We start from the raw sequence: 11,986 nt of genomic DNA, 5'->3' as shown, positions 1-11,986 counted from the left end.
TTTTATATATCTGAAATGCAGTATAAGAATGTCAATTTTTTGACAGATATGAATAAGTAAATTCTTCATGATGATGCCACAGACACACTGTCTATCAGATATAGATCTATGAGGAATTGAACATGAGCATTCAATATCAACACATTCAAGTTAAAGCGATTAATGGGCGTATTGGAGCAGTGATTGAAGGTGTCAAACTATCATCATCACTTGATGCTACAGTGGTACAAGAAATTAATCAGGCCTTACTCAAACATAAAGTCATTTTTTTTAAAGATCAGTCACATTTGGATGATATTGAGCAAGAGGCTTTTGCTGCGCGTTTGGGCACGCCCTTGAATCATCCGACTGTTCCTGTGAAGCAAGGTTCAAATCATATTTTAGAGTTAGATTCACGTGGCGCACGGGCAGACAGTTGGCATACAGATATCACCTTTTTAGATGCTTATCCAAAAGCATCTATCTTACGCAGTATTGTTGCACCAGAGGTTGGTGGAAATACTGTTTGGGCCAATACCACAACGGCCTATAATGATTTGCCAGAAGAACTCAAAACCTTGGCAGAAAGCTTAAGAGCCATTCACAGCAATAATTATGATTACGCAGCCAAAGCCAGTGTGCCTGCTGAAGTATTGGCAAAGTATAAAGATTTCTTTAATTCGACAGAATACGAAACTGAGCATCCCTTGGTGCGCGTGCATCCAGAAACAGCTGAAAAAACCTTAGTCCTTGGTCATTTCTTTCAAAAATTTGTGGGCTATAGCCAAGCTGATTCGCGCCGTTTATTTGATATATTCCAAAATTATGTAGAAAAACTGGAAAATATTGTCAGTTGGCGTTGGGAAGCGGGTGATATTGCCATTTGGGATAATCGTGCAACACAACACCGTGCAATTAATGACTATGGAGATCAGCACCGTGTAGTTCGCCGGGTCACTTTAGAAGGGGATATTCCGGTCGGTGTTGATGGTCAATTGAGTCAAGTCATTCGTAAAGAAGTAAAACGCGATGTGTCTGACTACCGTTATGTCGCCTCAGAAGTCGATTATGAAAAAGTTTCATAATAAAAGCTGATTGATTGACAAGGTTTGCAGATAAAGTGAAAACCAATCAAGAATAAATGATTCGTCAGCCTAAAATAATCCATCTAATATTAATTTTGAAAATATTGGATGGATCAATAATGGGGCTTCATAATTTAAATGAAAAAATGAACAATCAGATATTAAGAAATATTTTTAAAACATTATCTGATGATCATATTTATTCTATTTTGGAATCTTCATTTATTAAAAAATACCAAAAAGGTAATTTAATATTAAATAAAAATAATTGTAGAGAGTCAGTTTTTATTTTACTCGATGGGATTATCCAAATTGGATATTTAAGCCCATCGGGTCGTTTTCATGCTTTTAATTATTTTTCAGAAAAGAGCCCAATAAATTTATTGGCCTGCATTAATCAACAAGTCGTTGATTATGATTATTATGCCTTTAATCAAGTCAAAATATTACATATTCCTATATTGGTTTTTCAAACAGAAATGAGCAGGAATAATGCATTAAAACAAGATGCTTTGCATATTTTAAGTCTGCGTATGCAAGATCTTTTACAGCAACTTAAATTTATACAAGTTGCTAGTTTACATCAAAAAATTTGTAAAATATTATTCGATTTGTCGCATCAATATGGTATTAATCACCATTTGGGTACTGAAATTGGTTTAAAGATCTCACAGCATGATTTGGCTGATTTATTATCTTCTTCTAGGCAAACCATTAATAAAGAAATTAAGAAATTAAAAACACAGAATGTTATTTTTTGGCAATATGAAAATATTATTATTAAAGATCAAGATTATCTAAAATATCAGATAAATTGGATTTAAAATCACTTTTTTAGATTTTATAAAATAAGATATAAAAAGCAAATTATATTATTTTTGGGAATATAAAAAATAGGCCATAGTGATTCCAACGAAAACCGCGGGAATTAAAAATGACTATTCAATCGATTAATGTACGTAATCAAATTAAAGGCACGATTCAGGAAATTGTAAAAGGTGATGTTGTTTCAGAGGTGGATGTAGTAACGGCATCGGGTGTATTTACTTCAGTGATTACCACTCGCTCAGTGGAAGAGTTGGATTTACAGATTGGCAGCCAAGTGCTTGTACTGATTAAATCGACCGATGTGTCGCTTGCCAAGCTGTAGGTATTTGTTTTCCATGAAGAACTATATAACAAAAAGTGCAGGCGTATTGACCTTACTCAGTGCCAGCATTGCCATCAGCCATGCAGATGCCGATGTCGCGCAGTTACAGCAGCAAGTCAGCCAGCTTGAGCAGTCGCTGAAGCAGTTAAAAACAGAATTGGGGCGTATACAGGGGCAGAACCAGACAACAGCACTAGCAGATATCGAGGGTGTTGATGCTGAACTGACATCCGAAGGTGGAGATGATCAAAGCTTTGTCACCCGAGCAGAACTGCAAGGCTTACAGAGTGATATTGAAAACTATAAATATCAAGTGCAACGTGAGCGTGATACCAAAACGGCATTATCAACCCGTCAATTATTGATCAATGGAGTGGTGCAGGCCAAAGCGTCTTATCTCGATGAAGCTCAAGTTACACAGCCACAAGGTCAAAATACGGGTTCTGCGGTGAATAATCGTCGTTCATCTTTTGATTTGGGGGCAGTGCAAGTTGGCTTTGCGGGAAACCTGTTTAAAGATTATGAACAGGGTAAAAATCTAGACTTCAATTTGCGCTTTGGTACATCACCACAAACAGGAACCAATAATAGTTATCTGAATTTATTGGATGCACAGCTGATTTATAACGTGCTGCCGACCTTAAGTGCAGATACAGGTCGTTTGACTGTCACCTTGGGTCAGCAATTATTGCCTTTTGGGCAGGAAGTTCAAGCGACTGAAGATTTAAAACCAACCATCAACAATGCATTGTTTAGCTTACCTGGTTATGGCTATGGTCTGGCGCTGCGTGAAGTCGGTTTGATTGTGCGTGGAGATGCTTTACCAACGGTCGATTATGGTTACAACTACCGCTCACCTATGATCAGTTATGCCTTTGGTTTGGTGAATGGCAATGGTGCCAATAAGTCGGATGACAATGATGATAAAAACTTGATTGGACGCCTGCGTTATACCTTGCCTGCGGAATATAACTCATGGCTACGTGAGCTAAGTTTTGGTGTGTCGTGGTATCAGGGTAAGAGCAATTTGTTTGATACCTCAGGTGCTTCAGCCTCTTTTGCGGGCAAAGGCGATGTGTTGCGTAAAGGTTTTGATATTTATTATAACCATCATCCTTTTGGCGCAACCTATGAATATGTTCAAGGTGAAGATCAGACGTATAGCCATCAAACAGCATCGGTCTATCAGCGTGAAAGCGAATCTCATACCGGCACATTATTCTGGAACTTTGGGGAACAATTCGTAAAAGGTTTCCGCAACCAAGGTCGCTATGACGACTGGTGGCCAAAGTCTTATCAAGGTTTTTATCGTTTTGACAGCATTGATCGTGACAAAAATGCATCCAATCAAACTATTGATATTCACAGCGTGGGTCTGAATACATTCTTTGCAGAAACCACCAAATTCCAAGTGAATTTAAACCATATCAATAATGAAATTACCAACAAGAGTTATAACGAGCTGGTCGCACAGCTTCAATACGGTTTCTAAATGTTTTAAATTGAATTCAGAGGAAAGGCTAGAGATGTACAAGTGGACTAAAATTTTATTTACAGGTGTACTCGCAGTAACCACGTTGGTGCCGACTGTTCAGGTCATGGCTGCTGAAGCTAAGCCGAGTGTCATTCGTTTTGCATCACCTTATGTCGGTACCGGTAACCGTCCAGTCGGTTATGGCAACTATTATTCCACCACACAAACTTTGGGTTTGATTGAAAAAGAATTTCAAAAAGATGGGATTAAAGTGCAGTGGAATAACTTTAAAGGTGCAGGTCCTGCCATTAATGAGTCCTATGCCAATGGCTTAGTCGATATTACTTGGTTAGGTGATTTACCCGCCTTGATTGGTAAGGCCAGCCGTTTAGATACCAAATTGATTGCGATTGGTGGTACCAGTGACAACACCTATTTGGCTGTACCGACAGGATCAAGTGCAAAATCAATAGTAGATTTAAAAGGTAAACGTATTGGATTCTTTAAAGGAACCAACCTGCATTTATCAATCATTAATGTGATTAAGAAATACGGTTTAACTGAAAAAGACTTCCGTTTTGTCAATATGGATGGTCCTGTCGGTTATGCAGCCTTAGCCAGTGGTGATATTGATGCTATTTGGAGTAATCAAGCCTTATTACCCGTGGTTGATCGTGGTATTGCCAAGATTATTTACACGACTAAAAAAGAACCGGATGTCTATAAGCTCTCTGGTTATGTGTTGGTGAATTCAAAATTTGAACAAAAATATCCTGAAACCGTACAGCGTGTCGTGAATGTACTGGTCAAACAAGCTGCATGGGAAAGTGATCCGGCTCATAAAGATGCTTTATTCAAAACGTGGTCCAAATCTGGCTTATCGTTTAGTAATATTGCCAAAGCCAACGCAGGTGTGGATTTAAAGCGTCATAGCGCGCCCATTTTTGATGCTTACAATGTGACTTTAATTAAGCAAAAGCTCAAAGCGGGGCAAGATTTGAAATTGATCCGAGGCAATATTGATGTCGATCGCTGGATTGAGCCGAAATATGTTAACAATGCGTTGAAAAGTCAAAACTTGCAGAATTTCTGGACGCCTTTAAATGCCAGTGGCAAATAAGCCATTGGCCCGCTTAAGGAGCATCGCGGATGTTACAAGAACTTGAACTGAGCAGAACAAAATCAGAAACTCCATCCAGCACAGAAAACACACAAAAAATCTGGGCATGGCTCAGTCAGCGCTGGGCAGTGCAGTGGAGTATCGGTCTCATATTCCCGATTGGATTGCTCTGGCTATGGCAGATTTCTGTGGCAAAAAACTGGGTAAATCCTTTGTTGTTACCTTCGCCAGAATTGGTCTGGATAGCTCTAAAAGACTTATACAGTAGTGGTGAACTGTGGAGCAATCTTCGCGTAAGTTTGATTCGTATTGCGTATGGGTTCAGTGCTGGCGTATTACTGGCCTTGGCTTTGGGTTTAATCATGGGTTTATCACGTCGGGCCGAAGCCTATATTTGGCCGACCTTTAAAGTCATTAATTTAGTGCCTGTCGTAGGTTGGATTCCCTTGCTCATCTTGGTGGTGGGAATTGATGAAGCCTTAAAAATTATTCTAATTGCCAAAGCGGCTTTGGTGCCTATGACCATTAATGTCTTTAAGGGTGTACGCAATATTCCACAGCCCTTAACTGAGGTGGCACAGGCTTATCAATTGAGAACATGGTCAAAGTTTAAAAATCTCGTTTTGCCTGGGGCATTCGTGAGTTTTATAGGCGGATTACGTTTATCACTGGCCAGTGCATGGGGTGCTTTGGTTGCGGTGGAATTGTTGGCTTCTAGTGAAGGGATTGGCTATGTCATGGTCTATGGCCGGCAAATTTTTCAGTTAGATGTGGTCATGGCGACGGTGATTGTGATTGGTTTGGTGGGTTTTGCTTTTGATGTGTTGATCAGCCTTTTACAAAAAAATTCCGTGGTTGGGACAAGGCCATATAAGCAGGTGAACTCATGAAAAAATTTGATTATCGAGGCTGGGTCATTCCACTCATTTTATTTGGAGTGTGGTCACTGGTGACAGCAAAACAATGGGTCGATCCAGCGCTATTGGCACCACCTAAACAGGTTTGGCAGGCATTTTTAAATGGTCTTCAGTCTGGTGAATTGTATGAAAATGTGATTGCCAGTTTGTTAAGAAATAGCACCGGTTTTGTTGCGGGCGGTTTAATTGGGACAGGTTTGGGTTTGCTATTGGGTTTAAATATCTGGCTAGATCGGTTTTTTTCACCGACATTGAATGCCATTAAACATGTCGCGGTTTTTGCATGGATTCCACTCATGATCATGTGGTTTGGTCATGGCGAATTATCTAAAGTGATTTTTATTGCCTTGGTGGTGTTCTATCCCGTGTTTTTTAATACCTATGATGGTGTAAAAAATGTGCCAAATAAAATTAGAGAGGTGGCACAGATTTTTCAATTGAGTCCTATCAGTACATTTTTTAAAGTGATTTTGCCAGCCGCTGCACCCAGTATTTTTGCTGGTTTAAATATTGCATTGGTGTTCTCTTGGGTCGCAACGGTGGGAGCAGAATATTTCTTTGTATCATCGTTAGGTGTGGTTAACCCGATTTTGGATGGGCAAAATCTTTTTCAAATGGACGTTGTATTGTATGGCATGGCAGTGATTGCTGTGGTGGGTTTAGTATTTTCCAAAGCAGCTCAGTTTTTCGAGAATTATAATTTACGTTGGCGTCAGGCCGTGAATAAAAAAAGTTGAGGGTATAACATGAATCAATCAGTCAATGTTTTAGGTCATGTTCAGATTCAAAAATTAGATAAATTTTTTCCCCAAGAGGGAGAAGCCTTACAAGTGTTGGAACAGATTAATTTAAATATTCAGCCCGGTGAATTTATTAGTATTGTAGGCAATAGTGGTTGTGGGAAATCAACACTCTTGCGCTTATTGGTAGGCTTAGATGCAGATTTTCAAGGCAGTATTTTAATTGATGGAAAGCCCATTCAAGGCACCAGTTTAGAACGTGGTATTGTCTTTCAGGATCACCGACTTTTTCCATGGTTAAATGTAGAGCAAAACGTGGCTTTGGCGTTAGAACAAAGTTCACTTTCTAAAACTGAAAAACAGGAATTAATTGATTATCACCTCAATTTGGTACAACTCAGCTCATTTAAAAAAGCCTATCCAAGTCAATTGTCTGGTGGGATGAGTCAGCGTGTCGCGATTGCGCGTAGCTTGGTCAATCGTCCACAAATTTTATTGCTGGATGAGCCGTTTGGTGCCTTGGATGCTTTAACCCGTGCCAATTTACAGCAAGAGTTACAACGCATTTGGCAGTCCGAAAAAATCACCACCATTTTGGTCACACATGACGTAGAAGAAGCAGTACTTTTAGGGGATCGAGTGGTGGTCATGCAACCGCACCCAGGACGGATTAAACGGATTGTGCCTATACATTTAGAGCGCCCCCGTAAACGTGAAGACTACCGTTTGGCTTCTATTAAAAATGATATTTTACGAGACTTCCAAGAGCATATTGATGTGCTACCACATGAATTGGATCAATATAAATTGTCGTGGTAAACAGACAGCTCTTATAAAAAAATCCTGCAATAAGCAGGTTTTTTTATTTAAATTTTTCACTTGATCCATCAAAAGATTAAAACCAATGAATTCCAAATTAGATTAAGGCTTTAACGGCTTTTTTCTTCCAGAAAAATTGATAATACAGTCCTTGTAAAATACACAGACTGACAAAGGCCAAAGCATAAGCATACCAAATACCTTTTAAGCCCCACCATTCACTAAACAAGTAAGCAAAAGGGACTTCAATAAATAAAATAGCCACAATATTAATGATCATAGGCACGGTAACCGTACCACTGGCACGCATAATAGAGGCGAAAATGGCACTTGCGCCAAAGAATAAAATAGACCACAGCACAATAAATAGCAGTTGTTGACCCAAGACTACAACTTGCGGATCAGTAATAAACAGCGCCATTAAGTACTTAGAAAATAAATAAGCCAAAGTCACTAAAGTACCGGTAATCGCAATATTCATCCCCAAGGCTGTACGGGTAACTTTGTTCAGTAATTCTGATTTGCCTGCACCAATCGCTTGAGCCGCAAAAATAGAGGCCGCAATTGAAATAGAGAGGGCGGGGAATTGAATATAATTCAATACTTGATTTACTGCCCCATAGGCTGCGGTCGCATCAGCTCCATAACGGTTCACTAAGCCGACAATGACTAGACCTGCAATGGAGGTGGTCATCATTTGAATACCTGTGGGTATGCCTAAGCGCAGAATAATTTTACTCAGTTCGGGCTGATGACGAACATGTTTCATTAAAGCCAAATCTGGACGCAAAGGATGATCGGTTCTATTTAAATAGATATATAAAAAAATCAGAGCGATCAAGAAACCAATGGTGGTGGCAATCGCAGGCGCAATAATGCCCAATTGGGGAAAACCAAACTTACCTAAAATCAGCACAGGCGTAATAATTAATCCTGTACCAATGGTCATGGCCGAGGCAATCAATGGAGTGGTACTATCGCCGACCCCACGCAGAATAGAGGTATAAATAATATAGATAAACAGGAGTGGACTACCGGCCAACATCCACTGGACATAGGGAACTGATAAATGCAGTACATCGGGTGCTGTACCCAAAGCCAACAGAATAGATTTGGTAAAAAAAACGCCCAAGAACGCAATAAGTGTGCCCCCAATGAGGGTCATGTATAAAGTCGAGCCGACGACACAGCGAACCTTTTCTACATTTTTTGCGCCCCAAGCTTGTCCGACCAACACGGTTGCCCCAGCAGATAAACCAATCACAAAGGCCATGAGACAAAACAGAATAGGAAAAAAAACGGCAACGGCAGCAATGGCATGTACACCTAGCATTTGTCCAACAAAGATCGTATTAATGGTACCTGACAGGTTTTGTAGAATATTGGTCGCGATCAAAGGAAGTAGAAAAATTAAGAAGGTTTTCCATAGTTTTTGTTGTTTGACGAGCGGTTGATGCTCAGGCATACGCAATCCTTTGATATTTTATTGTTGGCAGTGTTTTGTTGTTCACATTAGCATATTTGTCATAAAAAAAGCCTGAGCTTTTAAGTAACTCAGGCTTTAAGTTTAATTTATAGCATTATACCGCGGATAAAATCTGTCCTGCTTGCTGGAGCGTGGCTTGTTTTTTTGCAAAACAAAAACGAATTAAGCGCAAATTTTCAGGTGGTTTTTGATAAAAAACAGAAACGGGAATCGCAACAATACCGTGTTGTTCTGCTAAATACTGACACATCGCGACATCATTTAAATCAGGACGGATGGTGCTGTAATCTAAATTTTGAAAATAAGTGCCTGGTGATGGTGTGAATTGGAAACGTGATTCTTTTAAACCTGCATTGAACATATCGCGTTTGGCTTGATAGAAGTTTGCCAGTTCCGCAATATGTTCAGGATGTTTGTCCATAAATGTAGCCAAAGCCATTTGCACAGGGGTGACCCCGCAGAAATTAGTAAATTGATAAATCTGACGAAATACTTGCATGAGTGCGGGTGCTGCAATGCAATAACCCGTTTTCCATCCTGTGACATGAAAGGTTTTACCAAAAGAGCCCACAACAAAACTACGTTCACGGAGTTCTGGGAAGCACAGCGCTGAATAGTGTCTCTTTCCATCATAAATGAGATGTTCATAGACCTCATCAGACAGCACAACGATATTTTTATCTTCAATTAATGTAATCAGTTGTAGCCAGTCTTGCTTTGCCCAAATGGCCCCTGTCGGATTGTGAGGTGTATTTACAATGATCATACGGGTTTTATCATTTATGGCATGCTGTACTTGATTCCAATCCACATGAAAATCAGGAGTTTGCAACGGAATATGTACTGCTACACCACCAGCCAATTTCACACTCGGGGCATAACTGTCATAGCTTGGGTCAAAAATAATGACTTCATCGCCAGGATTGACCACGGCATGAATCGCACTAAAAAGACCAATGGTTGCTCCCGGTGTAATGGTTATTTCACTGATAGGATCAATCTGTAATTGATCTCGTTGTAAAAATAATTTGGCCAGTTGTTCGCGTAAAATCAGCAAGCCATCACCTGCTGCATACTGATTAAATCCATCCTGTGTTGCTTGACCTAAGGCCTCTAATAAAGCGGGTGGGGCAGGAAAGTCTGGAAAGCCTTGAGACATATTTAAAGCATTCAAACGCTGTGCCATCGCACTCATAACGCTAAAAATAGTGACACCTTGGTCAGAGAGCTTGGAATGGATATTGAGCATAATCTGAACTCACCTAATGACTTTTTGATGTTTTTTAATTGTAGGCGTAAGTGGGGAAAGGTTGAATAAAACCGCGTAAATTTAACAAAGCCCCGTTTTTTATCTAGCGCATGATTTCTTCGAGAGGCAAACACACTTATCCACCCATAAAACTAAAAGGTAGCTGTACCAACAGCTACCTTTCTAATCAACCTTCCAAAAGCTCTTCTAATAATTCTTCACTCGGCGCGAAATAATAGGCACCATCCAAAGCAGTTACAAAATGTAAAAGCCGATCGTGAATTCCATCGCCGCTTGTACCAAACATACGTAGAAGCATGCGATCAATACGTGTGAGATCTTTGGTATAGGCAATAAAAAATAAACCTTGATCACCCTGACCATCCCCATAAGGCAAAGAATGACGTAAAATTTCTAACTCTTCACCCTGTTCATCCTCAATTACAGTACGGGCAACATGCGCATTTTCGGGCTTAACATCGTCATCCAATTCAATACTTTCAAGTTTAGTACGACCCATGACATGCTCTTGCGCATCTACTTTTAATTTTTTCCATTTTTCCAGATTGTGTGAATAACGCTGAGCAAAAATAAATGAGCCGTCGGCAAAAATACCTGCATCTTCGCCCAACAAGGCTGTTTCTGCACGATCATCTGGAAATTGAGGATTTTCTGTGCCATCAATAAAACCTGTAATGTCACGACCATCAAAATAACGGAAACAAACGCGTTCATCTAAAACTTCAACTTTATCTTGAATGCCTTCAAAGAAAGATTGGCTGAGTGCAAAACAGATATCGGTTCGTTGCGAAGCGACGTGAATTAAAATATCAGCAGGAACAACCGGCATTTGAAATGCCCCTTGAATGGGGGCCAATTGGGTAAATCCTTCAGGCGTTTGAGCATAGAGCTTGGCCCATAATTCGGGACCAAAAGCCACGCCAGTTTTAATTTGTGCATTCGGATGTTGAGTGATTAAACGGTCACGTGTACTAAATAAATCTTCTAATTTTTCTTTTAACTGTTGAATGCTTAAGTCTTTTAGGCGCAAAACAATAAACCGAGCATGATCTGAAGGTAACGGTAAAATTACAGATTGGGCGGTCATATACATGGCTCCTAAAATCATTTTATGAAATATATAATGGACTTTATTGTGCCTGATCGATGCTTAACTGAATAGTCCAAATTTTATTTGATGATTTAATTTTTAAAACATGAAAAGTCATATAATGAGGTCTATTTTTATTTCCTGATTTTGTCATGTCTTACCAAATTTGGCTTGCCTACATGTTAGCGTGTTGGGTGATTAGTATTTCACCGGGAGCGGGAGCAATTGCTTCTATGTCGAGTGGCTTGAATTATGGCTTCCGACATGGTTACTGGAATGCAGTGGGTTTGCAACTGGCTTTGTTGGTACAAATTGGCATTGTAGCAGCAGGGGTAGGTGTTTTATTTGCCACGACGCCTTGGGCTTTTCTTGTGGTGAAATGGTTTGGTGTAGGATACTTATTATATTTGGCCTACTTGCAGTGGCGTGCGCCCGTACACACCATAGAAATACAGCCAGAAATTCAATACAAATCGCGTGCAAAATTGGTAGGGTATGGTTTTCTGATTAATATGAGTAATCCGAAGGCGATTGTATTTTTATTGGCAGTTCTACCCCAATTTTTAGATTTATCTAAGCCACAGGGACTGCAATATGTAATGATGGCGACAACGATGGTGACAATTGATCTGATCGTCATGGCAGGCTATACCGGACTGGCGGCTAAAGTATTGCGATTACTCAAGTCTCCAAAACAACAAAAATATATCAATCGAACTTTTGCGGTGTTATTCGGTTGTGCTGCCTTGCTGTTAAGTCTGCTGTCTCAGTAATGAAACCTCAGAAAAGGTTGATTTTACTCAATCAAGAGCAGCCGTAATATTTAGACAGAAAAATCAATTTTCAAACCAGCTCG

General features: G+C 39.8%; 12 protein-coding genes. 9 read left to right on the top strand and 3 right to left on the bottom strand.

Annotated elements, in window-relative coordinates; translation table 11 throughout:
* Nucleotides 1-122 precede the first annotated feature (122 nt).
* From GA0116959_RS08690 to GA0116959_RS08655, 8 genes are all read left to right on the top strand, one after another.
* Nucleotides 123-1,064: a TauD/TfdA dioxygenase family protein gene (locus GA0116959_RS08690; protein ID WP_171256895.1), complete on the top strand. Its 942-nt coding sequence runs from the start codon at nucleotides 123-125 to the stop codon at nucleotides 1,062-1,064.
* A gap of 56 nt (nucleotides 1,065-1,120) precedes the next feature.
* Nucleotides 1,121-1,888 (top strand): Crp/Fnr family transcriptional regulator, encoded by a 768-nt coding sequence (locus GA0116959_RS08685; RefSeq protein WP_244878582.1) that lies wholly within the window; start codon nucleotides 1,121-1,123, stop codon nucleotides 1,886-1,888.
* A gap of 110 nt (nucleotides 1,889-1,998) precedes the next feature.
* Nucleotides 1,999-2,214: a TOBE domain-containing protein gene (locus tag GA0116959_RS08680; protein ID WP_092720242.1), complete on the top strand. Its 216-nt coding sequence runs from the start codon at nucleotides 1,999-2,001 to the stop codon at nucleotides 2,212-2,214.
* A gap of 13 nt (nucleotides 2,215-2,227) precedes the next feature.
* Nucleotides 2,228-3,706: a coiled-coil domain-containing protein gene (locus tag GA0116959_RS08675; RefSeq protein ID WP_092720239.1), complete on the top strand. Its 1,479-nt coding sequence runs from the start codon at nucleotides 2,228-2,230 to the stop codon at nucleotides 3,704-3,706.
* 34 nt (nucleotides 3,707-3,740) lie between these two features.
* The gene (locus GA0116959_RS08670; protein ID WP_092720235.1) at nucleotides 3,741-4,808 is read left to right on the top strand and encodes an ABC transporter substrate-binding protein; all 1,068 of its coding nucleotides are present in this window, start codon (nucleotides 3,741-3,743) and stop codon (nucleotides 4,806-4,808) included.
* A 29-nt stretch (nucleotides 4,809-4,837) separates the two neighbouring features.
* Complete coding sequence (locus GA0116959_RS08665; protein ID WP_244878581.1) at nucleotides 4,838-5,698, top strand: ABC transporter permease; 861 nt, start codon at nucleotides 4,838-4,840, stop codon at nucleotides 5,696-5,698.
* Nucleotides 5,695-6,462: an ABC transporter permease gene (locus GA0116959_RS08660; protein ID WP_092720232.1), complete on the top strand. Its 768-nt coding sequence runs from the start codon at nucleotides 5,695-5,697 to the stop codon at nucleotides 6,460-6,462. Before GA0116959_RS08665 ends, GA0116959_RS08660 begins: the two co-directional genes overlap by 4 nt.
* A gap of 9 nt (nucleotides 6,463-6,471) precedes the next feature.
* Nucleotides 6,472-7,284 (top strand): ABC transporter ATP-binding protein, encoded by an 813-nt coding sequence (locus tag GA0116959_RS08655; protein WP_092720230.1) that lies wholly within the window; start codon nucleotides 6,472-6,474, stop codon nucleotides 7,282-7,284.
* Between the two features lie 97 nt (nucleotides 7,285-7,381).
* Here GA0116959_RS08655 and GA0116959_RS08650 read toward each other — a convergent pair whose 3' ends face one another.
* From GA0116959_RS08650 to GA0116959_RS08640, 3 genes are all read right to left on the bottom strand, one after another.
* Nucleotides 7,382-8,749 (bottom strand): MATE family efflux transporter, encoded by a 1,368-nt coding sequence (locus GA0116959_RS08650; RefSeq protein WP_092720228.1) that lies wholly within the window; start codon nucleotides 8,747-8,749, stop codon nucleotides 7,382-7,384.
* A 115-nt stretch (nucleotides 8,750-8,864) separates the two neighbouring features.
* Nucleotides 8,865-10,019 (bottom strand): methionine aminotransferase, encoded by a 1,155-nt coding sequence (locus GA0116959_RS08645; protein ID WP_092720227.1) that lies wholly within the window; start codon nucleotides 10,017-10,019, stop codon nucleotides 8,865-8,867.
* A gap of 187 nt (nucleotides 10,020-10,206) precedes the next feature.
* Nucleotides 10,207-11,127 (bottom strand): Dyp-type peroxidase, encoded by a 921-nt coding sequence (locus GA0116959_RS08640; RefSeq protein WP_092720225.1) that lies wholly within the window; start codon nucleotides 11,125-11,127, stop codon nucleotides 10,207-10,209.
* Nucleotides 11,128-11,282: 155 nt separating this feature from the next.
* Here GA0116959_RS08640 and GA0116959_RS08635 point away from each other — a divergent pair, with 155 nt between their 5' ends.
* Nucleotides 11,283-11,903, top strand: a complete 621-nt coding sequence (locus GA0116959_RS08635) for a LysE family transporter (RefSeq protein ID WP_092720222.1) — start codon at nucleotides 11,283-11,285, stop codon at nucleotides 11,901-11,903.
* The last annotated feature ends 83 nt before the right edge of the window (nucleotides 11,904-11,986 follow it).

This window comes from Acinetobacter albensis, assembly GCF_900095025.1.
GTDB classification, from domain to species: Bacteria; Pseudomonadota; Gammaproteobacteria; order Pseudomonadales; family Moraxellaceae; genus Acinetobacter; species Acinetobacter albensis.
This window is presented reverse-complemented; position numbering and strand designations above follow the sequence as displayed.

Coding starts and splice junctions, on each gene's coding strand:
- GA0116959_RS08690 (WP_171256895.1), top strand. CDS start 123: ATGAGCATTCAATATCAACACATTCAAGTTAAAGCGATTAATGGGCGT.
- GA0116959_RS08685 (WP_244878582.1), top strand. CDS start 1,121: ATGATTCGTCAGCCTAAAATAATCCATCTAATATTAATTTTGAAAATA.
- GA0116959_RS08680 (WP_092720242.1), top strand. CDS start 1,999: ATGACTATTCAATCGATTAATGTACGTAATCAAATTAAAGGCACGATT.
- GA0116959_RS08675 (WP_092720239.1), top strand. CDS start 2,228: ATGAAGAACTATATAACAAAAAGTGCAGGCGTATTGACCTTACTCAGT.
- GA0116959_RS08670 (WP_092720235.1), top strand. CDS start 3,741: ATGTACAAGTGGACTAAAATTTTATTTACAGGTGTACTCGCAGTAACC.
- GA0116959_RS08665 (WP_244878581.1), top strand. CDS start 4,838: ATGTTACAAGAACTTGAACTGAGCAGAACAAAATCAGAAACTCCATCC.
- GA0116959_RS08660 (WP_092720232.1), top strand. CDS start 5,695: ATGAAAAAATTTGATTATCGAGGCTGGGTCATTCCACTCATTTTATTT.
- GA0116959_RS08655 (WP_092720230.1), top strand. CDS start 6,472: ATGAATCAATCAGTCAATGTTTTAGGTCATGTTCAGATTCAAAAATTA.
- GA0116959_RS08650 (WP_092720228.1), bottom strand. CDS start 8,749: ATGCCTGAGCATCAACCGCTCGTCAAACAACAAAAACTATGGAAAACC.
- GA0116959_RS08645 (WP_092720227.1), bottom strand. CDS start 10,019: ATGCTCAATATCCATTCCAAGCTCTCTGACCAAGGTGTCACTATTTTT.
- GA0116959_RS08640 (WP_092720225.1), bottom strand. CDS start 11,127: ATGACCGCCCAATCTGTAATTTTACCGTTACCTTCAGATCATGCTCGG.
- GA0116959_RS08635 (WP_092720222.1), top strand. CDS start 11,283: ATGTCTTACCAAATTTGGCTTGCCTACATGTTAGCGTGTTGGGTGATT.